Source organism: Duganella sp. Dugasp78, from assembly GCF_059491455.1.
This window is the reverse complement of record NZ_CP168506.1, coordinates 852999-876606: the sequence shown is the minus strand read 5'-3', so window position 1 is coordinate 876606 and position 23608 is coordinate 852999. Positions and strand designations below refer to the sequence as shown.

The following is a 23608-nucleotide window of genomic DNA, read 5'->3' as shown; positions in this document are numbered from 1 at the left end:
GCCGCCATGGAAGCTGCCACTCATCCGATCGGCTTGTACCTGAAGGTCTGGCTGCTGCTGTTCGTGCTCAGCACGTTTTCCTACCTGGTCGACTTCTTCCACGCCCAGGGCTATCTGCGCTGGACGCTGATCCTGCTGCTGATGGTGGCCAAGGCCGGCCTGATCGTGGCGGTGTTCATGCACCTGCGCTGGGAGCGGGCGGCGCTGATCTACGTGGTGCTGGCACCGCCGCTGTGCCTGCTGGTGCTGGCCTTGCTGATGTGGGTGGAGTCGGACTACACCTTCTTGACCCGCCTGCTGTATTTCCGTTAAGGCTGCTACACTGTCGTCACCATGCCGACCGAACTCGATCTCCGCAGCTACGCCGCCGAACCCTTGTCCGACGTGCACAGCTTCGCCCAGCTGGTGCTGCCGATCAAGGGCAGGGTGATCATGGATATCCGGGGCGCCGGCGCCGTGGTCCATCCGCAGCGTGCCGCCTTTGTCGAGCCGGGTGCGGTGCACGTGGCGTCCGCCACCGGGCCGAACCAGTCGTTGATACTGGACTTCGACCTGGCCGCCGTGCCGCAGGCCACCGCCGCCCGGCTGGCCGAACGGCCGTTCGTGCCCATCAGCGCGCCCGCCGCCAAGCTGATCGACTTCATCGGCCTGGCGCGCGCGCAGTCCGGCGCCAGCGAGGCGACCCTGGCCCATTGGGTGCCGCTGCTGCTGGAGGCGCTGGCGCAGCAGGAGATCCGCCCGGCCTCGCGCCTGCTGGCCGCGCTGGGCCAGATCGAAGCCCATCCCGGCCAACCGTGGAGCACCGCGACCATGGCCAAGGCCGCGCACATGAGCGTGAGCAGCCTGCACCGCGCGTTCCGCGGGCAGATGCAGACCACGCCGCTGGCCTGGCTGACCGATATGCGCCTGCGCTGGGCTTGTCGCCAGCTGGCGCAAACCGAGCTGCCGATCGCCCGGCTGGCAACGCTGGCCGGTTACGCCGACCAGAGCGCGCTGACGCACGCGATGCGCCGCGCGATGGATGTCACGCCGCTGGCCTACCGCAAGCGCGAACGGCAGAACCAGACAAAAAGCTGAGCGTCACGCACAATCCCTGAGTCCGGCGCACGCCGACAATGACCGCTTCGATGACAGGAGGCGGCATGTGGTATGGCATGATGTGCGGGGTGGTGGCCGGGGCGATGTGGGGCGCGGTGTTTGTGATGCCGAAGTGGCTGGCGGAATTTTCCCCGTTCGAGCTGATGTTCGGGCGCTATGTGGCCTACGCCCTGATCTCGCTGGTGCTGCTGGCGCCGCGCCTGGGCGGCCTGCTGCGGCGGCTGACGCGCGCCGATTGCCTGCGTCTGCTGCGCTACGCGCTGGCCGGCAATGTGGTCTACTACCTGCTGCTGTCGTGCGGCGTGCAACTGGCCGGGGTATCGGCAGCATCGCTGATGATCGGCATGCTGCCCCTGACCATCTCCGTGTCGGGCTGGCGCGACCATGGCGCGGTGTCGCTGCGCCTGCTGGCGTGGCCGCTGGCGCTGGTGGTGGTGGGCATGGTGTGCATCAACGTCGAAGTGTTTGGCGCGGCGGATGGCCGCGGCGCCTGGCCGGGCGTGGCCAGCGGCATGCTGTGCGCTGCCGGCGCGCTGGTCAGCTGGACCTGGTATGCCATCGATAACACGCGCTTCCTCAAGCGCAATCCGCGTTACAGCAGCGGAGATTGGTCCGGCCTGTTCGGCATCGCCAGCGGCCTGGTGGCGCTGGCGATGGGGCTGGTGGTGTCGGGCTTGGGCGGCGCCGGGCCGGTCCTCCCGCAGCCGCGCGACTGGGCGCATTTCTGGACCGTGGTCACGCTGGTGGCGGCCGGCGCCTCGGTGATCGGCAACCAGTTGTGGAATATGGCGTGCCGCCGCGTGCCGGTCACGCTGTCCGGACAGCTGCTGCTGTTCGAGATCCTGTTCGGCCTGTTGTACGGCTATCTCTACCAGCACCAGGCGCCGCGCCCGCTGGAGGTGCTGGCCATCGTGCTGCTGATCGGCGGCGTGGCCTGGTCGGTGTGGCTGCACGCCGAGCAGCGCGGGGGTCAAGTCTGACATTCGGACACGGTCTCTGCCGTAGCGGCCGTTACGGCAGAGACCGTGTCCGAATGTCAGACTTCGTATATTGAGCATACCGCATCTCCATCGGATAATAAGGAGGTAGGTGCGGCCAGGCGGAGTGACGCTGATCAGACTTAGTGCCGTGGAGCACGTGGGTCAGATAGGTGCCTCTGCCTGTTTCATTTGATAAGTCCGAACGGTATCTGGGGCCATCGCGCCAGCGCGTAAGCCCGCATACGAGGAAGGTCAAAAATGGATACGATATGCGCAGCGGTAGGTATTGATGTCAGCAAGAAGAAGTTAGATATTGCACTGCTGGTCAACGGAAAAACCAAGACCAAAGTGCTGGAAAATTCCGCCGAAGGCCATCGGGCAATGGTCGACTGGCTCACCAAATCCAAAGTTCCCCTGTCGGCAATGCATGCTTGCATGGAGGCGACCGGGGTCTATTCCGAGCCGTTGGCATTGGCGCTCCACCAGGCCGGGCTGGTGGTGAGCGTGGTCAATCCAGTCTGCATCAAGGGCTTCGGCCACAGCGAAAATATTCGCAACAAGAACGATACGATCGACGCCGGGCTGATTGCACGCTACTGCGTCGCGATGAAGCCCGCGCCCTGGAGTCCGCCGCCGCTGGAGCAGCGCCAGTTGCGGGCTTGGTCGCTGCGCGTCCAAGCCTTGAAGGACATTCGCCAGCAGGAAGAAAATCGGTTGGAGGCATTGATCATCAGCGGGATGGAGGACGTCGCGCAGCATGTGCGACAGCATGTCGCTTGGCTCAGCGTAGAAATAGAGAAGCTCGAAGGCGACATCGACGATCACATAGATCGCCATCCTGGCCTCAAGCACGATGCCGATCTGCTCGCCACCATACCTGGCGTCGGAACGACGACCGTGGCAAAAATACTGGGGCATTTGGGGGATATTCGCCGCTTTGACAGCGCGAAAACCTTCGCTGCCTTTCTTGGGGTAACGCCCAAACAACGCAGCTCTGGAAGCTCGCTGAGGGGACGAACGACGATCAGTCGAACCGGCAGCACCTCAATGCGCGCTGCCCTGTACATGCCGAGCTTGGTGGCGCGCCGACATAACCCCATCCTGCGGCAATTCGCCGAACGGCTTGCCGCGACCGGAATGGCAAAGAAAGCCGTGATCGGGGCAGTCATGCACAAGCTGGCTCACTTGATTTATGGGGTGATACGCAATGACAAGCCTTTCGATCCTAATTACTTATCGAAAGGGCTTGCCATTCAAGACGGTATCTGACCCCCGCTTGAGCGGACGAGCATGGGACTAGGCTCCGCCGGCGTAGCCGTTCTGGCGCCAGGCTTCGAACACCACCACGGCGACGGTGTTCGACAGGTTCAGGCTGCGGTTGTCAGGCCGCATCGGCAGGCGGATGCGCTGGGCCGGCGGGAAGGTCTCGCGGAAGGCCGGATCGAGGCCGCGCGTTTCCGAACCGAATACGAACACGTCGCCCGGCCGGAAGGCGGCGTCGGCAAACGGCGAGGAACCGTGCGTGGTCATGGCGAACATGCGGGCCGGGTCCGGCTGCACCTCGGCCAGGAAGGCTTGCCAGTCCTTGTGCACTTTCATCTGCGCGTATTCGTGGTAGTCCAGGCCGGCGCGCTTGAGCTTGGAATCCTCCAGCGGGAAGCCCAGCGGCTCGATCAGGTGCAGCTGCGCGCCGGTGTTGGCGCACAACCGGATCACGTTGCCGGTGTTCGGCGGAATTTCGGGTTGGACTAGTACGACGTGAAACAAAGTGCTTCTCCTCTATCAAATTCAGTCAGGGCGTCAATGCGGCGGCGTGCGGGCAAACACCAGGTTGCTCACGCGCGCGGCGCCGTGGCGCTTCAGCGTTGCCGCCAGTTCGTCCAGCGTGCGGCCGCTGGTCATGACGTCGTCGACGACGCCGATGTGGCGGCCCTGCACCAGCGCGGCGTCCGGGATCGCAAACGCGCCGGCGATGTTGTGCCGCCGCTGCTCGGGTGCGACGCTGCTCTGGGCCGCGGTCTCGTGCACGCGGCTGACCAGCCGCGGATGCAGCGCCACGCCCAGGCTGCGCGCCAGCGGCCGCGCGATTTCCAGGGCCTGATTGTAGCCGCGTTCGGCCAGGCGCCGGCGACCCAGCGGCACCGGGCACAGCACGGCGGGCAGGGTGAAGCCGGGCTGCTGCAGGACGGCGTCGCGCAGCAGGCGGGCAAACAGCGTCGCCAGCGCCAGGCGGTGGCCGAATTTCAGCTGCAATACCAGCTGGTCCAGCGGCATGGCGTAATCGGCGGCCACCAGCGTGACGTCGAAGGCCGGCGGCTCGGCGTGGCAGCTGCCGCACAGCTGGCCTTGCGCCGCGTCCGGCAGCGGGTTGGCGCAGCGCGGGCATCGAGGCGCGGCGGCCTCGGCGCTGAAGTACTGGGCGGCGCAGGCGGGGCACAGCAACTCGCCGCTGGCGGCGGCGCACAGTGCGCATGAGGCCGGCAGCAGGCCGCGCAGCAAGGCCGAGCCGCCGCGATGGAGCAGGGCGCGCATTGTGCCGATTGTCGGAGTGGCAAGCATCAAAGCTCCAGGACGCGTTTGCGTTCAACCATGTACACTGCCGACATTATCGCATTACACCGAACCACATCATGCAAGTCCCCGCAAATCCCCCGAAGCTGAGCGCCCCGATCGACCAGCTGCGCGTGCGCGCGCTGTTCAGCCGCCCGGAGCGCATCGCGCCATCCGATTTCCTGCGCCGCGAAGTCGCCGCGCGCATGTTCGACCGGCTGGAGCTGATCAAGGTCGCGCCGCAGCGCGTGCTGGACGCCGGCTGCGGCGCCGGTGCCGATCTTTCACTATTGCAGAAATCCTATCCCGCCGCCCACATCCTCGGCATGGATGGGGCCGAAGCCATGGTGCGCGCCGCCCAAGGTCCGGCGGCCAGGCAATCGTCGCTGAACCAGTTGTTGAGCAAGCTGCTGCCGGCCAAGACCGGCGTCGACCTGCTGTGCGGCGATTTCGCCGAACTGCCGCTGGGACCGAACTCGCTGGACCTGGTCTGGTCCAACCTGGCGCTGCACTGGCATCCGCAGCCGGACCGCGTGTTTGCCGAGTGGCGCCGCGTGCTGCGCGTGAACAGCCTGCTGATGTTTTCCTGCTTCGGCCCGGACACCTTCCGCGAACTGCGCGCCGCCTTCGCCGAGGCCGATCTGGCACCGCACGCGCTGCCTTTCGTGGATATGCACGATTTTGGCGACCAGTTGGTGGAAGTTGGCTTTTCGACACCGGTGCTGGACATGGAAGTCATCACCGTCACCTACGACACGCCGCAGGCGCTGCTAGTCGATGTGCGCGCGCTGGGCGGCAACCCGCTGGGCACGCTGCGACGCGGTTTGATGGGCAAACAGGCCTGGCAGCGCATGCTGGCCACGCTGGAAAAAGGCCGCCGCGCCGATGGCAAGCTGGGCCTGACTTTCGAGGTGATTTACGGCCACGCCTTCCGTCCGGCGCCCAAAATGACCTCCAGGGGCGAGGCGATCATCCGATTTGATTTACCACGAAAGCCGCGCCAGTAGCGGGTTTGCGGGCACACTGTGGTGCCACGGGCTACGCCATAGTTGTGATATGGATTATTTCTTGAGCGGGACGTTGTTGTTATATATAATCATTGACTAATTTTGCCAGCTAGTCACGTCGCCAGCTATAAACCAGCGAGCGGAGCAATAAGCGGGCAAATACGAGCACGAACGAGCAGTTGAATTAAGCAGAATCAGGCTTTTGCGTTGTCTCTGGGCAGTATCTGGGGATGAGGCGGAAAGCCTCAAGGTCCCGCCGGGGTCGCGTCATGAAGAATTTTTTCGGACGAGGCTGGCATGGGGCCTGAAGTTGTTTAAGGAGCGGCGCCGGTTCAGTTCACCGAAATCCGGAGTCGTTAAAAAAATATTTTAATTTCTTGGGTGGTTGGGGAAAACATGAAACATGCGAAGCGACTTCAATCGTTGATGCTCGGGCTGTCGGTAACGGCGGCAAGTATCCCAGCGTGGGCGGCTGACACGGCGGCAACTGCGGCAGGTACCTACACTGCGGCGACCGGCGGTACCGGCGGTCCCGTTGCCGGCGAGCTTAATCTGCAACCTCCAGCGACCCAGATCGCGACCGAAATCTACAGCCTGCACACCTGGATGATGCTGGTCTGCCTGGTCATCTTCATCGGCGTGTTTGGCGTGATGTTTTACTCCATCTTCAAGCACCGCAAATCGCTGGGCCACAAGCCGGCCACCTTCCACGAATCGACCGCGGTTGAAATCGCCTGGACCGTGGTGCCCTTCCTGATCGTCATCGGGATGGCCTTGCCCGCGACCCGCACCGTGGTCGGCATGAAGGACACCTCCAACGCCGACATCACCATCAAAGTGACCGGCATGCAGTGGAAGTGGGGCTATGACTACCTGAAGGGCGACGGCGAAGGCATTTCCTTCCTGTCCAACCTGTCGACCCCGCGCGCGCAAGTGGGCGCCCCCGGCTTCGAGCCGACCGAGAAGCGCGGCGACAACTACCTGATGGAAGTGGACAACGAAGTCGTCGTTCCGGTGAACAAAAAAATCCGCATGGTCACCACCGCCAACGACGTGATCCACTCGTGGTCGATCCCGGCCTTCGGCGTCAAGCAGGATGCCATCCCGGGCTTCGTGCGCGACACCTGGTTCAAGGCTGAGCACACCGGCACCTATCGCGGCTACTGCTCCGAGCTGTGCGGCAAGGAACACGCCTTCATGCCTATCGTGGTCAAGGTCGTCACCGACGACGAGTACAAGACCTGGGTCGACGGCAAGAAAAAAGAAATGGCCGCGCTGGCTGACGATCCGAGCAAGACCTGGACCATCGACGAGCTGAAGACCAAGGGCGAAAAAGTCTACTCCACCAACTGCGTGGTCTGCCACCAGGCCAACGGCAAGGGCGTGCCAGGCACCTTCGCGCCGCTGGACGGTTCGGAAGTGGTCAACGGTCCCAAGGCAGAACAGATCAACGTTCTGCTGCACGGTAAGAAGAGCGGCAAGTTCAGCGCTGAAATGCCGGCATGGAAGCAACTGTCGGATACGGATATTGCGGCTGTCATCACCTACACCCGTAACAGCTGGTCGAACAAGGCCGCCGAAAACATCGTTCAACCAGCCGAAGTTGTGGCTGCACGTAAGTAATCAGGAGCGTTACAAATGAGCACTAGCACCTTGGATCACGCACACGATCACGATCACGCTCACGACCATCCCCACGGTCTGTCGCGCTGGTTGTTCGCCACCAATCACAAAGACATCGGTACCCTGTACCTGTGGTTCTCGTTCATCATGCTGCTGTCCGGCGGCGTGCTGGCACTGATGATCCGCACCGAGCTGTTCAAGCCGGGCCTGCAGTTCTTCCAGCCCGAGTTCTTCAACCAGCTCACCACCATGCACGGCCTGGTGATGGTGTTCGGCGCCATCATGCCGGCCTTCGTCGGCTTCGCCAACTGGATGATCCCGCTGCAGATCGGCGCGTCCGACATGGCCTTCGCCCGCATGAACAACTTCTCGTTCTGGCTGCTGCCACCGGCGGCCATCCTGCTGGCGACCTCCTTCCTGGTCCCCGGCGGCGCCACCGCGGCCGGCTGGACGCTGTACGCGCCGCTGTCGACCCAGATGGGCCCAGGCATGGACATGGCGATTTTCGCGATGCACCTGATGGGCGCCTCGTCGATCATGGGTTCGATCAACATCATCGTCACCATCCTCAACATGCGCGCCCCTGGCATGACCCTGATGAAGATGCCGATGTTCTGCTGGACCTGGCTGATCACCGCCTACCTGCTGATCGCCGTGATGCCGGTCCTGGCTGGCGCCATCACCATGACCCTGACCGACCGCCACTTCGGCACCTCGTTCTTTAACGCTGCCGGCGGCGGCGACCCGGTGATGTACCAGCACATCTTCTGGTTCTTCGGCCACCCCGAGGTCTACATCATGATTCTGCCGGCCTTCGGCATCGTCTCGCAGATCCTGCCGGCCTTCGCCCGCAAGCAGCTGTTCGGCTACGCGTCGATGGTGTACGCCACCGCGTCGATCGCGATCCTGTCGTTCATCGTCTGGGCCCACCACATGTTCACCACCGGCATGCCGGTGACCTCGCAGCTGTTCTTCATGTACGCCACCATGCTGATCGCGGTGCCGACCGGCGTTAAGGTGTTCAACTGGATCGCCACCATGTGGAAGGGTTCGATGACCTTCGAAACCCCGATGCTGTTCGCGGTCGGCTTCATCTTCGTGTTCACCATCGGCGGCTTCACCGGCCTGATCCTGGCTGTGACCCCGATCGACATCCAGCTGCAGGACACCTACTACGTGGTGGCGCACTTCCACTACGTGCTGGTGGCGGGTTCGCTGTTCGCGCTGTTCGCCGGCTTCTACTACTGGTCGCCGAAGTGGACCGGCCACATGTACAACGAAGCGATGGGCAAGACCCACTTCTGGCTGTCGCTGATCACCTTCAACATCACCTTCTTCCCGATGCACTTCCTGGGCCTGGCGGGCATGCCGCGCCGCTACGCCGACTACTCGGCGCAGTTCACGGACTTCAACATGATCGCCACCATCGGTGCGTTTGGTTTCGGCCTGTCGCAGGTGTTCTTCCTGTTCTTCGTGGTCCTGCCGACCATCCGTGGCGGCAAGAAGGCCGCGGACAAGCCATGGGATGGCGCGGAAGGCCTGGAGTGGACCGTGCCGTCGCCGGCGCCGTTCCACACCTTTGAAACGCCACCGCAGTTCAAATAATCATGGCCGAACAGAAGAAGCCGAATAACGCGAGGACCGGCCTGCTGTTGGCCGGCGTGGCCCTGTTCTTTTTCCTGTCCGTGTTTGTCAAGCGGATGTGGCTGAGCTGACGTGAAAGACGATCAACACTCGGACAAGGAAACCGGCGGGCTGAACCGCACGCTGCTGGGCAAGCTGATCGTGGTGGCGGTGCTGATGTTCGGGTTTGCGTACGCGCTCAACCCGTTCTACCGCCAGATCTGCGAGGCGCTGGGCATCAACGTGCTGACGCAGAAGGATGGCACGGTCAGCGCCGACACCAACACGCAGATCGACAAGACGCGCGATGTGGTGATTGAGTTTGACGGCAATGCGCAGGGCCCGTGGCGTTTCCGTCCCGTGACGCGCAGCATGACGGTGCATCCGGGCGAGCTGGCGACGGTGATGTATGAGGTGGTCAACACCCAGAACCGCGAAGTCAGCGCGCAGGCGATACCGAGCTACGCGCCGCAAAGCGCGATGCCGCATTTTAAGAAGGTCGAGTGTTTCTGCTTCAAGCAGCAGACCATGAAGCCGAACGAAGCACGGCAGATGCCGGTGGTGTTCTTCATCGATCCGGCGCTGCCGAAGGAAGTGAAGACCATCACGCTGTCGTACACCTTCTTCGAGGTGGGCGGTCTGGATAAAACCAAGACTGCATCCAGGTAAAGGAGGGCGTCATGGAAGAGAAAAAGAAGCAAGCGTCGTTCATGTATTCGATGAAAGCGGTGTTCTGGTCGTTCTTCGGCCTGCGCCGCAAAAGCGATTTCGACACCGATTCGGCCAAGCTGAACCCGGTGCACATCATCATCGCGGCCTTGATCGGCGTGGCGTGTTTTATTGGACTGCTGATCACTATCGTTAAGGTTGTAGTTTCAAAATAAATTTAGGGAGATGAAGATGAGTTCACATAACGCCTCGGCACCGTACTACTTCGTGCCTGGTCCATCCAAATGGCCGCTGCTGGCAGGCATGTCCCTGCTGACCACCATGATCGGCGCTTCGGCCTGGGTCAATGATGTGTCGTGGGGCCCGGCCGTGAACTTCGTGGGTCTGGCCGCCATCATTTCGGTGCTGTACTTCTGGTTCGGCGACGCCATCAAGGAATCCGAGGGCGGCCAGTACGGCCTGCGCGTCGACCATTCCTACCGCTGGTCGATGGCCTGGTTCATCTTCTCGGAGGTGATGTTCTTCGGTGCCTTCTTCGGCGCGCTGTTCTATGCGCGTTCGATCTCGATGCCGTGGCTGGGCGACCTGGACCACAAATTCATCTGGCCTGACTTCGCCGCGCACTGGGGTAACACCGGTCCGGCCGGCACGGTGCAGGAATTCAAGACCATGGGTCCGTTCCCTATCCCGACCATCAACACCGCGCTGCTGCTGACCTCCGGCCTGACCTTGACCATCTCGCACCACGCGCTGCGCGCCGGCCACCGTGCGCAGACCGCGTTCTGGTTGTTCGCCACCATCGCGCTGGGCGCGGTCTTCATGGGCTTCCAGGCCTTCGAATATCACCACGCCTACACCGAGCTGAACCTGAAACTGACCTCGGGCATCTACGGTTCGACCTTCTTCATGCTGACCGGCTTCCACGGCTTCCACGTGACGATGGGTGCGATCATGTTGTCGGTGGTGCTGTTCCGCGTGCTCAAGGGCCACTTCACGGCCGACAACCACTTCGCCTTCGAAGGCGCGGCCTGGTACTGGCACTTTGTGGACGTGGTCTGGCTCGGCCTGTACGTGGTCGTGTACTGGCTGTAACGAGGGCAGTAAGAACGATATAATGCCGCAGCGATGCTGCTGCGGCGCTGAAGAAAAAGCCGCATCGGGTAGACACCGGATGCGGCTTTTTTTGCAATTCGTCGTTCCCGCGAAAGCGGGAATCCATACTGAGTTTGCCACTCACAGCTTGCATGGATTCCCGCTTTCGCGGGAGTGACGCTTAGCCGCGGATACCGGTGGGCTGGATGTAGCCGAGCTTGTACGCGACCAACAGGGCGATGAACAGGGCGATCGACAGCCCGACCCGCACCGCCAGCGCGCGCACGGTGTTGTTGCTCTTGCCTTTGTCGCGCATCAGGAAGAAGAACGCGGAAGCCAGGCTGCCGATGATCAGGATGAACGCGATGGCGACAGCAATTTTCATGGCGGGGCTGGAAAGTGAATTGATGAGGGTTCCATTGTAATGGGTATTGCGTTCCGTTTTAAACTGATCCCTTTCGTGGCGACCGTAGTGGTGGTCGCGCTCGGCATCCAGCTGGGCAACTGGCAGGAACGCCGCGCCGCGCAAAAGATCGTGTTGCAGGCCAAGCTGGCGCAGGGCAACGCCAGCGCGCCCCTGCCGCTGGACGGCGCGCCGCTGGCGGCCCAGGCGGTGGAGTTCCGCCGCGTGTCCGTGACCGGCGAATTTGTCGCCAACTGGCCGCTGTATCTGGATAATCGCCCGTCGGCGGGCCGCTCCGGTTTTTATCTGCTGATGCCGTTTAAAATTGCGGGAACGGGCATGCATGTGCTGGTGGCGCGCGGCTGGCTGCCGCGCGATCCGGCCGACCGCGCCAGACTGCCGGCCTACGCCACGCCGAGCGGCACGGTGACGCTGCAGGGCATGGCGCGGCTGGACGCCGGCCACGTGATGGAGCTGGGCAAAACGCCGACGCTGACGCCCAAGGCCATCGTGCAGAACGCCGATCCGCTGCAGGTGGCCAGGGACAGCGGCCTGACCATGCAGCCCTTCGTGATCGAGCAGACCGCCGCGGCCCTGCCGGCCGGCGACGACACGCAGATGGTGCGCGACTGGCCGGCGCCGGCGCTGGGCGTGGAAAAACATCAGGGCTATGCCTTCCAGTGGTATGCACTGTCGGCGATGGCTGTTATCTTCTTTGTGGTGAACGGATTCAGACGTGGAAAACAAAAGTAATCAAGGCCGTGGTCGTTGGAAGCTGTTGCTGGTGCTGGCCGTGTGCGCGGCGCCGCTGGTGGGTTCTTATCTCACTTACTACGTCATCAAGCCCAAGGGCGGCGTGACCAACTACGGCGCGCTGATCGATCCGCGCGACCATCCTATCCCGGCCATGAGCAGCACCACGCTGGACGGCAAGCCGGCCACGCTGGACAACTACAAGGGCAAGTGGATCATGCTCAAGGTCGGCCCGTCCGACTGCCAGCAGGATTGCCAGGACCAGCTGTTCGCCATGCGCCAGCTGCGCACCATGCAGGGCAAGGAGATGGAGCGCATCGAGCGCGTGTGGATGATCACCGACGACCAGCCGCTCGATACGCTGCTCATGCGCGTCAACGACGGCACCCGCATGCTGCGCGCGCCGGCCGCCGTCATTGACAAGTGGCTGCCGCTGGAGCAGGGCGCCGGCGACCGCGTGTCCGACCACGTCTACCTGATCGACCCGCTGGGCAACCTGATGATGCGCTTCCCGAAAGGCGCCGTCTCCAGCGACACCGAGAAGGTCAAGAAGGTGCACAAGGACATCAGCAAGCTGCTGAAGGCTTCGGCGATAGGCTGACCCCATGCACTCGACCACTCTCGCTCAAATGGCCGTGACGGCGCTGCTGGTGGCGCTGCTGCCGCTGTCGCTGGTGTGGACCTCGTCCGACGCCAACAAATACCGCAAGCTGGTCTGGGTCTGCGTGTTCCTGACCTTCGACCTGATCGTGTTCGGCGCCTTCACGCGCCTGACCGATTCCGGCCTCGGCTGCCCGGACTGGCCGGGCTGCTACGGCGCCGCCAATCCCTTCCTGGCGCACGAGCAGATCACGGCGGCCGAAGCGCTGCTGCCGACCGGCCCGGTGACCGTGTTCAAGGCCTGGATCGAGATGATCCACCGCTACCTGGCGATGGCGATCGGCGTGCTGATCGTGGCGATGATGGCGCAGTCCTGGTATCAATGGCGCAAGTCGCAGGGCGCGCGCGCGGAGTACGCGCCGTGGCTGCCGACCGTGCTGTTCCTGTTTGTCTGCCTGCAGGGCGCGTTCGGCGCCTGGACCGTGACCTTGAAATTGCAGCCGGTAATCGTCACCACCCACCTGTTGCTGGGCATGGGCCTGCTGGCGCTGCTGGCCTGGTACGGCGGCCGCCAGAACCAGCTGATCGCGCCGGTGCGCACGGTGACGGCCTCGCCGCCGGCGATGCGCAACATCCGCCTGCTGGCCGGCGCCTCGGCCGTGCTGCTGCTGGTGCAATTGGCACTCGGCGGCTGGACCAGCACCAACTACGCGACCCTGGCCTGCACCGATTTCCCGCTATGCGGCGGCAAGCTGGTGCCGGAGATGGACTTTGAACACGGCTTCACCCTGTGGCGCGAGCTGGGCAAGACCGCCGCCGGCCACTACCTGCCGTTCGCCGCGCTGACGGCGATCCACTGGGTGCACCGCAACTTCGGCCTGCTGGTCGCGCTGGTGGCCGGCTACACGGCCTGGCGCGCGTGGGAGCACCGGGCGCTGCACAAAACCGCACGTTACATCGCGCTGGCGCTGGCGGCGCAGATCGCCACGGGTGTCGCCACCATCTACCTGAGCTTCCCGCTGGCGATCGCGGTGCTGCACAATGCCGGTGCGGCGCTGCTGGTCCTGTTACTGACCATGTTAAACTACAAGGCTAAGTACCAGTACGATATTGCCAAAAAGGCAGCCTCTGGCGCAGGAGCGGCGCACGCTTCCTCCGCCCGGCAAAAGTAAGCACAAGTCAGCTAAAGTCAGCATCACTAAGCCCCACTAATGACCACACACACCGCCACATCCAAATCCGCCAGCCGCGCCTCCCAATACTGGGCGCTGACCAAGCCCCGCGTCACGCAGCTGGCTGTTTTCTGCGCCGTGATCGGCATGTTCCTCGCCAGCGACGGCATGCCGGACTGGCGCCTGCTGGTGGCCGCCACCGTCGGCATCTGGCTGCTGGCCGGCGCGGCCTTCGCCGTCAACTGCCTGGCCGAGCGCGAGATCGACGCCCGCATGGCGCGCACCGCCCGCCGCCCGATGGCGATGGGCGAGATCACCGTCATGCAGACCGTGGTGTTCGCCACCGTCATCGGCGGCGCCGGCATGTGGATCCTGTACTTTCTGGTGAACCCGCTGACGATGTGGCTGACCTTTGTCACCTTCGTCGGCTACGCCATCATCTACACCATGATTTTGAAGCCGGCCACGCCGCAGAACATCGTCATCGGCGGCCTCTCGGGCGCGATGCCGCCGGCGCTGGGCTGGGCCGCCGTCGCCAACGACGTGCCGATGCAAGCCTGGTTGCTGGTGCTGATCATCTTCGTCTGGACCCCGCCGCACTTCTGGGCGCTGGCCATGTACCGCCGCGACGACTACGCCAAGTCCGGCCTGCCGATGCTGCCGGTCACACACGGCATGAAGTTCACGCAGTTCCACGTCTGGCTGTATTCGATCGCGCTGGCCGCCACCACCTTGCTGCCGTACGCGGTGCACATGAGCGGCCTGATCTACCTGGCCAGCGCCGTCGCGCTGAACGCCGTTTTCCTGTACTACGCCTGGAAAATGTACCGCCACTACACCGACCTGATCGCCCGCAAAGCCTTCACCTGGTCGATCATCTACCTGTCGCTGCTGTTCGTGGCGCTGCTGGTGGACCACTATTTCAAATTCCAATGAAAAAACTGCTCGCTGTCGGCCTGATGGCCCTGTCCGTATTGCTGACCGCCTGCGAGCGCCGCCCCGCCGCGCCGCGCCTGGAGTTCACCAACACCGACCTGACCGGCCTGCCATACGCCAAGGACTTCGCGCTGACCGACCACAACGGCAAGCCGCGCACCCTGGCCGACTTCAAGGGCAAGGTCGTGCTGATGTTCTTCGGCTATACCCAATGCCCGGACGTGTGTCCGACCACGATGGCCGAGATGTCGGCCGCGATGAAGGAGCTGGGCCCGCTGGCCGACCAGGTGCAAGTGCTGTTCGTCACCGTCGACCCGGAGCGCGACACCCAGCAGCTGCTGGCCGAGTACGTGCCGGCCTTCGACAAGCGCTTCCTCGGCCTGTACGGCACCGCCGAGCAGACCGCCGCGGTCGGCAAGGAATTCAAGGTGTTCTACGCCAAGGTGCCGGGCAAGACGCCGGGCAGCTATACGATGGACCACACGGCCGCCAGCTATGTGTTCGACAAGCAGGGCAAGATCCGCCTGCTGGTGCGTTCCGGCCAGGGCCCTGCGCCCATCGTGCATGACCTGAAGCTGTTGCTGGCCCAGCCCTGACCGCGCGCGCATGCAACAGCGCTTCCAACCCTACACCCGCCTCGCTGCCGCCATCCTGCTGGTGATCGGCTGTTTGACCGTGCTGCGGCCGTTCCTGGCCGCGATCCTGTTCGCCGCCGCCATCACCATCTCCAGTTGGCCGCTGTACCTGCGCTTGCTGGCGCGCTGCCGGCAGCGCCGCTGGCTGGCCGCCGCCATCATGAGCGTCGGCCTGACCGTAGTGATCATCGTGCCGCTCGCGCTGGTGACATGGAACGTCGCCGACAATGCCGGAGAATTCTACGACCAGATCAAAGCCAGCCTCGATAGCGGCACGCTGACCCCGCCAGCCTGGCTGAAGCAGCTGCCATTGCTGGGCGAGGCGGCCGACACCTATCTGCGCAAGCTGCTGGGCAGCCGCGAGGAATTGCTCAACGTCGCCAAGAACCTGCTGGAGCCGGCACGCCGCTTCCTGCTGGGCGGCGGCATGGTGCTGGGCAGCGGCGTGGCGCAGGTCAGCCTGGCGGTGTTCGTCAGCTTCTTCCTGTACCGCGACGGCCAGGCGCTGCTGGCTGCGCTGGCCACCCTGATGAACAAGCTGATCGGCGAGCAGGGCGCGGCCGTGGCCGACACCGTCAGCCGCACCGTGCGCGGCGTCATGTACGGCCTGCTGGGCACGGCGCTGGCGCAGGCCGGCGTGGCCGCCATCGGCTTCCTGATCGCCGGCGTGCCGGCTGTGGCGCTGCTGTCGGTGGCGACTTTCCTGTTTTCGCTGATCCCGGTCGGCCCGCCCTTGATCTGGGGCGGCGCGGCGATCTGGCTGTTCAATGAGGGCAGCACCGGCTGGGGCGTCTTCATGCTGGTGTGGGGACTGTTCGTGATCAGCGGCGTCGACAATGTCGTCAAGCCCATGCTGATCAGCCGCGGCAGCAGCCTGCCGTTTATCCTGGTGCTGCTGGGCGTGATGGGCGGGGTGCTGGCGTTCGGCTTTGTCGGCCTGTTCATCGGCCCGACCTTGCTGGCGGTCGGCCAGGGCCTGCTGCGCAACTGGACCGGCGGCGACACCGCCTAGTCCCATCGGCTTAGTCCAGGTCGGCGTTATCCTCGGTGTCATCCTTGGGAATGACCTTGACCAGCAGGATGCGCGGGCCGTTCATTTTCTTGGCGACGATGTCGAAACCGCGGAAATTGATGCGTTGGCCCTGTTTCGGGATATCGCCCAGTTTCAGCATGATCAGGCCACCTACCGATTCTACCTCTTCCAGGCCCAGCTCTTCGTTTTCGATGTCTATGCCCAGCGTGCGCTCCAGCGAGAAGATGGGGAGGCTGGCCTTGCCGATCAGCGTGCCGTCGGACTGCTTGAGCCAATCGTTCTCGTTGAGGCGGAACTCGTCGTGGATTTCGCCCACCATCGCGCCCAGCAGATTGTCGAGCGTGATGAAGCCCAGCGGACGCTTGCCTTTTTCGCCGATCAGCGCGAAGTGGGGCGCGCCGTCGCGGAAGCGGCGGAACTGCTCCAGCGCCGGCGTGCGGGCGGAAATCGTCTCCACCGGGCGCAGGAAGGGCACCAGGTCGGTCACCGGCTTGCCGGACTGCTGGGCGAAGAACAGGTCCTTCAGGTGCACCACGCCCAGCACGGTCTCGCCGTCCTTGTCGTAGTAGGGATAGCGGCTGAAGCGGTTGCGCAGCATGGTTTGCAGGTTGTCGTTCAGCGGGCGGTTGGCATACAGGCCGATCACCTCGTTAATCGGGCGCATCAGGTCGGACACCGCCAGGTCGCTGAAGTCGAGCGAATGGGCCAGGATGTTGCGCTCGTCCTCGTTGAATTTCTCGCCCGGCTGGCTGGTTCGCAGGATCAGTTTGAGTTCGTCGACCGAGTAATGGCTGTCGTGGCCGCCCTTGCCGGACAGGCCGGCCAGGCCCAGCACCATGTTGGCGCTGGCGTTGAGCACCCAGATGAAGGGATACATGGCCCAGTAGAAGCCATACAGCGGCAGCGCGCTCCACAGGCCGATCACTTCCGGCATGCGGATCGCCAGCGACTTCGGCGCCAGTTCGCCGACCACGATGTGCAGGAAGGAGATCACGCAGAAGGCGAACACGAAGGCGATGCCGTGGACGATTTCCGGCGAGGTGACGCCGACCACCCGCAACAGCGGCTCCAGCAGGCCGGCGAAGGCCGGCTCGCCGATCCAGCCCAGGCCCAGCGAGGCGAGGGTGATGCCGAGCTGGCAGGCGGACAGGTAGGCGTCGAGCTGGCCGTGGACCTTGCCGAGGATGCGGCCCTTGAGTCCCTGCGTCTTGGCGATGGCGCGCACGCGCGTCTTGCGCAGTGTGACGATGCCGAATTCGGCCGCCACGAAGAATCCATTGAGCGCGACCAGTAAGACGGCGAGCACGACAAGCAGAAGGTTTTGCATAGGGTCCGAGCGGGAGCTCAGGTAGTCAAAACAAGCATCTTAAACGACTGTGCCGCAATGCAGCGCAAAAACCGGAGTTCGGTGGGGGAATGATCGCTTGTGCCGTGCGATCGGTTGACTGGCGGGGGAGGGGTGGAATCATCGATTGCATAGGGAAATTTATTATGTCAGCATGAATGCCCTTACACACGCCCGATCGCCGTCACTCAACAAGTGAAAGTGAACTATGAAAACGCCACCAGACGATTTGCCCGTTTATCGAGTGTTAACTGGGCCAGATGATGCAAAGTTTTGCCGTCGCGTTAGCGAGGCGCTTGCGAAAGGATATGTGCTTTACGGCTCTCCATCGGTGACGTTCAATGGTGAAAGCGTTATCGTGGCTCAAGCAGTGGTCTGGCCCGCCATTGACGTTTAGTCGTCCTTTTGTTGCGATGAACCGAAAGGAAAAACGTGAGACATCTATTAACATTTGGCTTACTTGCCACTGCACTGGCACTTTACACTTTGGGTGCAGAAAGAAGTTCTACTGCGTTGATGCTTATAGGTGCTTGTTTTGAACTAGTTTCCTGGAAGCGCATGCGCTCGCCAAAGGCACCTTGAGTTCGCCTTCCGGCTAACAGCAAACGCGATCTTAACCTTCATCAGGAGCGATGCTTTGAAAGCTGATGCGCTGGGTGTCTGGTTTTGGCAGGGCTAATTGTCGTGATTTCGGCCGTACCTTTCGTACGCCAGAACATGGATGTAGTGGGATGGCTGCTGATATACATAGTTGGAGCAGCTTGTGCCGCGTTCGTATGGCGTCACGAAAAGGCACCCAAGACGCCCAAGAAATGGCTTATTAGAAGCTGAGCGCAGGGGGGCGATGTCGCATTCTGGCCAGAAGCCGACCTTCAGTTGAATCGTGATTGGTGAGGTAAATTCGATATGTCGAGAGCAAAGGGCTTTCTGATGACCGCAATTTTTGCCATCATTTCCGCCGGAGGTACTTACTGGCTCAGCGCAGAGTTCCGAGCAGATGGCCTACTTGGTACGCTACAGACGTTAGCGCAACCGTTCGTTTTCTTGCCTTACTTGGCTAGTACAATTTTTGGCGGCAACGCTCATTCTCTGAATGAGGCGTGCTTTGCGGTTGCACTTTTCGTACAGTATTTTTTATTGTTCACGGTGCTTTTGAAAATGCTTAGGCGCGTGAGTACTTAGTTTTTAGTTTTTGGCAGAAATTGAATACCTATAAACTAGGCCCTGCCTTACCCGACCAGAGAGCTATGTTAAACCGAACTTTGAATGTTTTACTTTCGTGTACCCTCGTAATTTCTTGCGACATGGTCAGTGCACAGGCGGTCTCTCCAAAACCTTGTGAGCATGACCACGCGCGTCTTCTCGCTTTGGACGAGAGCCAATTTGACCAAGACATGTCTGGAGGATGGCGACAGCTTTCGTCAATACCGGGATGCACCCGAGTTGCAGCCGACGTGCTGCACGATTATCGGGAAGTGCATCACATAGAGTCGGGTTTGCTGTTTTGGCACGAGGCCCAGGTGCGGGCTGAGGATGGACAATATGTGGAAGCTATCGCCCTGATGAAGCGAGCGTACAAACCGCCTGAGGAAGACAAGGCCGGGTGGAATCTATACGTCGACGCAACGATAGCCTTCCTCAGTAGAGATAGGGCAGCGCTAGAGCGGTCAAAATCAAAACTTGCTGCGGTGCCGCCACCGATGGGTGCGGACATACCACCTGTCATTAATGGTTATATGGAATTAGGATTTGCTGACGGCTCAAAGAGGAAGCTTCGCTGGCCAATAAACATTGAGGTTGTGGAGGGGTTGGAGAATTGTTTCGACAAACCCTATGCCGAAGCGTACAGCGATGTATGTCGGGAAAACAAACATTGAGGTCACCCAAGTTTATCCCTTCAGATACGCGGCGACAACAATCGGCCATAAGCCGCCGCAGGCGCTATCACCGCATGCTAAATTTCCGATTCTCAATCTCATCTGTTGGAAGCATATGTATTTTCGCGCGATAGTGTTCAGCATTTCGTTGTTTGCTCCGATGGTGGCCAGCGCATCTGAAGGGCTCATCTTTGCAGCTGTCTATGAGTGTAATGCGGATGAAGTAAATCGAGAAATGGTACAGACCTGCACGGACAACTATCCAGAATTATCGACGGTCGCATCTGAAGCTTTGGTCAAATGGCGTGTCCGTAACGCAGTCAAAGCAAAGCTGGCAAAAGAAGCTTGCGAATCCGAGTTGCAGGAGAAAGCAAAGACTGAGGCTACCTCTGAAATCGACGCTGTCCGGGAGCAAATGGCAGATGTGAAGAAAAAAATCAGAAATGGATTTCTTGCGCGACTTCAAGAGGAGGGAAAAAATGCCTGCACTGGGGTGCTGCATCAGCTTGCTGCGGGGACTGGGGCAATGGATTTGAGATAAACAAATCAGTGGTCAAGACGACTTCGACCATCCGTTTTGTGGTGTACCCGAGCTTCCGCTTTGGAGCGATAACGGACATCGCATTGGCTATCTCGGTGGCATCCTTATCGTCTTGTAAATGGCGATATGGCGTGGCGCGAGGGCGCTTGCTGTCGCTTCCGGCTATATCGCGTTCCCCACCCTGGTCTTACTCGGCGATCGCGAAGGGTCCGCTGTGCACGGCCGACAGGATCGCTTCAATCGCCGGATGGGTGATCTTGCGCGCGTTGGAGATGGCGTAGAACTGTTCTCGCAATTCCGGCGCATCGCCGACCAGCACGGCGCCGAACTGCTCTTCGATGTCCTGCGCCAGCGCGGACGGCGCGAAGAACAAGCCCAGCCCATTGCGGCCGAAAGTGTTGAGCATGGCGTTGTCCTCGAACTCGCCGACGATGTCCGGCCGCACCTTGTGTTGCACGAACCAGGCGTCGATGCGGCCGCGCAGTGCGTTGTTGCGGGTCGGTAGCAGCAGTGGCGCGCCGTGCAGGCTCGCCGGGAAGTTGCGCCGGTACTTGCGCGCCAGTTTGTGCACGCCGTACAGCTTCATGTCGCTTTCGCCCAGCAAGTGGCTGAACACCTTCAGGCTGCCGCCGGCGCGCACGGTGCGGTCGGTCAGCACCACGTCCAGCTTGCCCAGCGCCAGATCGGCCAGCAGCGATTCGAATTCATTCTCCATGCACACCAGCCGCACCTGCTGCTCCAGCTGCTGCGTTGCTTGCAGCAGGCGGTAGGCGATCAGCTTGGGCAGCGAGTCGGAGATGCCGACCGTTAGCCGCATCTTGTCCGCCTCCGCTTCGTCCAGCGCGTCCTGCAACTGGTCGCCCAGCAGGAAGATCTGGTCGCAGTAGCTGAGCGCCAGCTTGCCCGCCTCGGTCGGCACCAGGCGCCGGCCCTGCGGCTCCAGCAGCTGCTTGCCTATCGATTGTTCCAGCGATGCCAGTTGCATGCTGATGGTCTGCACGGCCAGCCCAAGGCGCTCGGCCGCGCGCGTGACGCCGCCTTCCTTGGCCACCATCCAGAAGAAATACAGATGCCGGAAATTGAGTCCACTGGTTTTCATGATCTTCTGTTTTTACGAAGTAATACTTCAATTATCTTCTATTTTTAAAAATCCGTTTGTTCTCTACACTGCATCCCATCGTTTTATAACCAAGAGAGAAAAACATGAAGCACTTCAAAGTGTCTTTCCTCGTCACGTTCCTCTGCCTGGCCGCAGCGGGCTGGTGGGGCTACGAACTGACAGGATGGAGCGGCGCCTTGTCCGCCGTGGGTATCGCCGCGATCCTGGCCGCGATGGAAGTGTCGCTGTCGTTCGATAACGCGGTGGTCAACGCCTCCGTGCTGAAGACCTGGGACGCCTACTGGCAGAAGCTGTTCCTCGGCGTCGGCATCATCATCGCGGTGTTCGGCATGCGCTTGCTGTTCCCGCTGGTGATCGTGGCGGTGGCTGCGGACATCGGCATCATGGACGTGTGGCACCTGGCGCTGAACGATCCGAAAACGTATTCGATGCACCTGACGAATCACCACGCGGAAGTGGCGGCATTCGGCGGCATGTTCCTGCTGCTGGTATTCCTGAACTTCCTGTTCGATGACGAGAAAGAAGTCCACTGGCTGGGCAACGTCGAGAAGAAACTCGGCTCGCTGGGCAAGGTCTCCTCGATCTCGGTAATGATTGCGCTGGCTGTCCTACTGGGCTCTATGGGCCTGGTAGGCGAAGCGCAAAAGCTGGTGGTGCTGGTGTCTGGCCTGTGGGGCATCCTGATCTACGTCGGCGTCGACGCGGTCAGCAACCTGCTGGAGAAGGAAGAAGAAGGCAGCAATGTCGGTGACCTGGTCAAGAAGGGCGGTATCGGCGGCTTCCTGTACCTGGAAGTGCTGGATGCTTCGTTCAGCTTCGATGGCGTGATCGGCGCGTTCGCCATCACCACCGACGTCGTGATCATCATGCTGGGCCTGGCGATTGGCGCGATGTTCGTCCGCTCGCTGACGGTGTACCTGGTGAAGAAGGGCACGCTCGACGAATTCGTCTTCCTGGAGCACGGTGCGCACTATGCGATCGGTATCCTTGCCGCGATCATGTTGGCGAGTATGAAGTACCACATCCCGGAGCTGTTCACCGGTCTGATTGGTGTGGCCTTCATCGGCGCCTCGCTGTGGTCCTCGGTGCGTCATCGCCGCCAAAAGGAAGCCGCTGTCGCCATCGCAGCATAAACATATTCAAGAATTCGGCGGGCCGTTAATTACGGACACGGCCCGCCGCCTGTAGTACGGAAGTAAGCAATAAAGTCCGGTTCTCTTTTTAGGAGCATCACATCATGGCAATCAGTCTGCAAAAAGGCGGCAACGTTAATCTGAGCAAGGAAGCTCCAGGCCTGTCGAAAATCGTGGTTGGCCTGGGTTGGGACGTACGCAACACCGACGGCAAGGACTTCGACCTGGACGGCTCGGCCTTCCTGCTGAAAGTGGACGGCAAGGTCCGCGCCGACAACGACTTCATCTTCTACAACAACCTGAAATCGTCGGATCAATCGGTGAGCCACTCCGGCGACAACCGCACCGGTGCCGGCGAGGGCGACGACGAAACCGTCACCATCGACCTGACCAAGGTCCCGGCCGACGTGGAACGCATCGCCATCTGCGCGACGATCCATGAAGGCGACGAGCGCCGCCAGAACTTCGGCATGGTGCAGAAGGCCTTCATCCGCTGCGTCAACGGCGCCGGCAACGACGAGATCGCCCGCTACGACTTGTCCGAAGACGGCTCGACCGAATCGGCGATGATCTTCGGCGAGGTGTATCGCAACGGTGGCGATTGGAAGTTCAAGGCCGTTGGCCAGGGCTTCAAGGGCGGCCTTGGTCCGCTGGCCACGTCGTTCGGTGTGCGCGTTTAATTTTTAACCCGAAGAAGAGAGGACTCAATCATGCCTAAATTTTCGATCACCGGCGACATCGATCCCTTCCTGCACGTCTCGCTGGCTCACGGTGAAAAAATCTACTGCGAGTCGGATGCGATGGTGATGATGGAAGCGGCGCTCGATTTGAAGGGCAAGGTCACCGGCGGCATCGGCGCGGCCATCATGCGCCGCTTCGCCAACGGCGAGTCCTTCTTCCAGCAGCACATCGAGGCAGTGCGCGGCGAGGGCGATTGCCTGCTGGCGCCGCGCCTGCCGGGAGCGATGCAGGTGCTCGACGTCGGCCAGCGGCAGTACATGCTGAGCGACGGCGCCTTCGTCGCCGCCACCTCCAGCGTCGAGCTGAAGGTGCGTACCCAAAGCCTGGGCAATGCGCTGTTCGCGCAGAGCGGCGGCTTTTTCATCACCGAGACCGCTGGCGTGGGCCAGGTGGCGGTATCGGGCTTCGGCTCGATGTCGCAGCTGGACGTCACGCCGGGTCGCGATGTGATTATCGATAACTCGCACGTGGTGGCATGGGATAGCGCGCTGCGCTACGAAATCTCGGTCACCACCGGCGGCAGCAGCGGCTTTCTGAGCAATCTGGTCAACAGCCAGACCAGCGGTGAAGGCATGGTGCTGCGCTTTTCCGGTCACGGAAAAATCCTGATCTGCTCGCGCAACGGCGCGGCATTCCAGGCTTGGGCGCAGCGCGGCGTTGCGCAGTAAATTTAAAGG

Annotated in this window: 28 protein-coding genes; 23 read left to right on the top strand and 5 right to left on the bottom strand. The window is 61.8% G+C overall.

The genetic code is table 11. The features are described 5' to 3' along the window. Positions 1–6: 6 nt before the first annotated feature. From ACEN9O_RS03835 to ACEN9O_RS03820, 4 genes are all read left to right on the top strand, one after another. Positions 7–312, top strand: coding sequence for a cytochrome C oxidase subunit IV family protein (locus tag ACEN9O_RS03835; protein WP_495616324.1), 306 nt, complete (start codon positions 7–9; stop codon positions 310–312). 21 nt (positions 313–333) lie between these two features. Continuing rightward, positions 334–1077 (top strand): helix-turn-helix domain-containing protein, encoded by a 744-nt coding sequence (locus tag ACEN9O_RS03830; protein WP_495616323.1) that lies wholly within the window; start codon positions 334–336, stop codon positions 1075–1077. Between the two features lie 65 nt (positions 1078–1142). Then, the gene (locus tag ACEN9O_RS03825; RefSeq protein WP_495616322.1) at positions 1143–2078 is read left to right on the top strand and encodes a DMT family transporter; all 936 of its coding nucleotides are present in this window, start codon (positions 1143–1145) and stop codon (positions 2076–2078) included. Positions 2079–2336: 258 nt separating this feature from the next. Next, entirely contained in the window at positions 2337–3347 is a 1011-nt protein-coding gene (locus tag ACEN9O_RS03820; RefSeq protein ID WP_495612909.1) for an IS110 family RNA-guided transposase, read from the top strand. 27 nt (positions 3348–3374) lie between these two features. Here ACEN9O_RS03820 and trmL read toward each other — a convergent pair whose 3' ends face one another. Both trmL and ACEN9O_RS03810 read right to left on the bottom strand, forming a co-directional pair. Next, entirely contained in the window at positions 3375–3845 is a 471-nt protein-coding gene (gene trmL, locus ACEN9O_RS03815; RefSeq protein WP_495616321.1) for a tRNA (uridine(34)/cytosine(34)/5-carboxymethylaminomethyluridine(34)-2'-O)-methyltransferase TrmL, read from the bottom strand. 33 nt (positions 3846–3878) lie between these two features. Next, positions 3879–4610, bottom strand: a complete 732-nt coding sequence (locus tag ACEN9O_RS03810; RefSeq protein ID WP_495616320.1) for a ComF family protein — start codon at positions 4608–4610, stop codon at positions 3879–3881. 98 nt (positions 4611–4708) lie between these two features. On the opposite strand from ACEN9O_RS03810, the gene ACEN9O_RS03805 reads away from it, so the two are divergent. The 7 genes from ACEN9O_RS03805 (at position 4709) to ACEN9O_RS03775 (ending at position 10642) form a co-directional block, all read left to right on the top strand. Further along, complete coding sequence (locus ACEN9O_RS03805) at positions 4709–5635, top strand: methyltransferase domain-containing protein (RefSeq protein ID WP_495616319.1); 927 nt, start codon at positions 4709–4711, stop codon at positions 5633–5635. A 396-nt stretch (positions 5636–6031) separates the two neighbouring features. Beyond that, positions 6032–7258, top strand: a complete 1227-nt coding sequence (gene coxB / locus ACEN9O_RS03800; RefSeq protein ID WP_495616318.1) for a cytochrome c oxidase subunit II — start codon at positions 6032–6034, stop codon at positions 7256–7258. A gap of 15 nt (positions 7259–7273) precedes the next feature. Further along, a complete protein-coding gene (gene ctaD / locus ACEN9O_RS03795) occupies positions 7274–8863 on the top strand; it encodes a cytochrome c oxidase subunit I (RefSeq protein ID WP_495616317.1) in 1590 nt (529 codons plus the stop codon). A gap of 2 nt (positions 8864–8865) precedes the next feature. Continuing rightward, positions 8866–8973: a cytochrome oxidase small assembly protein gene (locus ACEN9O_RS03790; RefSeq protein ID WP_217431321.1), complete on the top strand. Its 108-nt coding sequence runs from the start codon at positions 8866–8868 to the stop codon at positions 8971–8973. Positions 8974–9058: 85 nt separating this feature from the next. Further along, positions 9059–9550, top strand: coding sequence for a cytochrome c oxidase assembly protein (locus tag ACEN9O_RS03785; RefSeq protein WP_495618423.1), 492 nt, complete (start codon positions 9059–9061; stop codon positions 9548–9550). 11 nt (positions 9551–9561) lie between these two features. Next, entirely contained in the window at positions 9562–9765 is a 204-nt protein-coding gene (locus tag ACEN9O_RS03780) for a DUF2970 domain-containing protein (RefSeq protein WP_116992540.1), read from the top strand. 16 nt (positions 9766–9781) lie between these two features. Next, entirely contained in the window at positions 9782–10642 is an 861-nt protein-coding gene (locus ACEN9O_RS03775; RefSeq protein ID WP_495616316.1) for a cytochrome c oxidase subunit 3, read from the top strand. 181 nt (positions 10643–10823) lie between these two features. Here the strand turns inward: ACEN9O_RS03775 and ACEN9O_RS03770 are convergent, their stop codons facing one another. Further along, complete coding sequence (locus tag ACEN9O_RS03770) at positions 10824–11027, bottom strand: twin transmembrane helix small protein (RefSeq protein WP_161082547.1); 204 nt, start codon at positions 11025–11027, stop codon at positions 10824–10826. 39 nt (positions 11028–11066) lie between these two features. Between ACEN9O_RS03770 and ACEN9O_RS03765 the strand changes: the two genes are divergently transcribed. Genes ACEN9O_RS03765 through ACEN9O_RS03740 form a run of 6 tightly spaced genes read left to right on the top strand, consistent with a single transcriptional unit; the run spans position 11067 to position 16153 of the window. Continuing rightward, a complete protein-coding gene (locus tag ACEN9O_RS03765; RefSeq protein WP_495616315.1) occupies positions 11067–11798 on the top strand; it encodes an SURF1 family protein in 732 nt (243 codons plus the stop codon). Continuing rightward, entirely contained in the window at positions 11782–12399 is a 618-nt protein-coding gene (locus ACEN9O_RS03760) for an SCO family protein (protein ID WP_495616314.1), read from the top strand. Before ACEN9O_RS03765 ends, ACEN9O_RS03760 begins: the two co-directional genes overlap by 17 nt. 4 nt (positions 12400–12403) lie before the next feature. Then, on the top strand, positions 12404–13570 hold the full coding sequence (locus ACEN9O_RS03755) for a COX15/CtaA family protein (protein WP_495616313.1): 1167 nt from the start codon (positions 12404–12406) through the stop codon (positions 13568–13570). A gap of 39 nt (positions 13571–13609) precedes the next feature. Continuing rightward, positions 13610–14506 (top strand): heme o synthase, encoded by an 897-nt coding sequence (gene cyoE / locus ACEN9O_RS03750; protein WP_495616312.1) that lies wholly within the window; start codon positions 13610–13612, stop codon positions 14504–14506. Continuing rightward, positions 14503–15102: an SCO family protein gene (locus ACEN9O_RS03745; RefSeq protein WP_495616311.1), complete on the top strand. Its 600-nt coding sequence runs from the start codon at positions 14503–14505 to the stop codon at positions 15100–15102. The genes cyoE and ACEN9O_RS03745 overlap by 4 nt, the downstream gene beginning before the upstream one ends. 10 nt (positions 15103–15112) lie before the next feature. Continuing rightward, the gene (locus tag ACEN9O_RS03740) at positions 15113–16153 is read left to right on the top strand and encodes an AI-2E family transporter (RefSeq protein ID WP_495616310.1); all 1041 of its coding nucleotides are present in this window, start codon (positions 15113–15115) and stop codon (positions 16151–16153) included. A 10-nt stretch (positions 16154–16163) separates the two neighbouring features. Here the strand turns inward: ACEN9O_RS03740 and ACEN9O_RS03735 are convergent, their stop codons facing one another. Next, positions 16164–17501: a hemolysin family protein gene (locus tag ACEN9O_RS03735; protein ID WP_495616309.1), complete on the bottom strand. Its 1338-nt coding sequence runs from the start codon at positions 17499–17501 to the stop codon at positions 16164–16166. 226 nt (positions 17502–17727) lie between these two features. On the opposite strand from ACEN9O_RS03735, the gene ACEN9O_RS03730 reads away from it, so the two are divergent. The 3 genes from ACEN9O_RS03730 (at position 17728) to ACEN9O_RS03720 (ending at position 19937) form a co-directional block, all read left to right on the top strand. Continuing rightward, positions 17728–17916 carry a DUF1737 domain-containing protein gene (locus ACEN9O_RS03730; protein ID WP_495616308.1) on the top strand — a complete coding sequence of 63 codons (189 nt, stop codon included), beginning with the start codon at positions 17728–17730 and terminating at the stop codon, positions 17914–17916. A gap of 1057 nt (positions 17917–18973) precedes the next feature. Further along, positions 18974–19396 (top strand): hypothetical protein, encoded by a 423-nt coding sequence (locus tag ACEN9O_RS03725; RefSeq protein WP_495616307.1) that lies wholly within the window; start codon positions 18974–18976, stop codon positions 19394–19396. Next, positions 19353–19937, top strand: a complete 585-nt coding sequence (locus tag ACEN9O_RS03720) for a hypothetical protein (RefSeq protein WP_495616306.1) — start codon at positions 19353–19355, stop codon at positions 19935–19937. Before ACEN9O_RS03725 ends, ACEN9O_RS03720 begins: the two co-directional genes overlap by 44 nt. Before the next feature lie 187 nt (positions 19938–20124). On the opposite strand, the gene nhaR is transcribed toward ACEN9O_RS03720, so the two are convergent. Continuing rightward, positions 20125–21036: a transcriptional activator NhaR gene (nhaR, locus tag ACEN9O_RS03715; RefSeq protein ID WP_495616305.1), complete on the bottom strand. Its 912-nt coding sequence runs from the start codon at positions 21034–21036 to the stop codon at positions 20125–20127. Positions 21037–21140: 104 nt separating this feature from the next. Between nhaR and ACEN9O_RS03710 the strand changes: the two genes are divergently transcribed. The 3 genes from ACEN9O_RS03710 (at position 21141) to ACEN9O_RS03700 (ending at position 23599) form a co-directional block, all read left to right on the top strand. Further along, the gene (locus tag ACEN9O_RS03710; protein ID WP_495616304.1) at positions 21141–22190 is read left to right on the top strand and encodes a DUF475 domain-containing protein; all 1050 of its coding nucleotides are present in this window, start codon (positions 21141–21143) and stop codon (positions 22188–22190) included. A gap of 104 nt (positions 22191–22294) precedes the next feature. Beyond that, positions 22295–22870: a TerD family protein gene (locus ACEN9O_RS03705; RefSeq protein ID WP_495616303.1), complete on the top strand. Its 576-nt coding sequence runs from the start codon at positions 22295–22297 to the stop codon at positions 22868–22870. A 30-nt stretch (positions 22871–22900) separates the two neighbouring features. Next, complete coding sequence (locus tag ACEN9O_RS03700; RefSeq protein WP_495616302.1) at positions 22901–23599, top strand: TIGR00266 family protein; 699 nt, start codon at positions 22901–22903, stop codon at positions 23597–23599. The last annotated feature ends 9 nt before the right edge of the window (positions 23600–23608 follow it).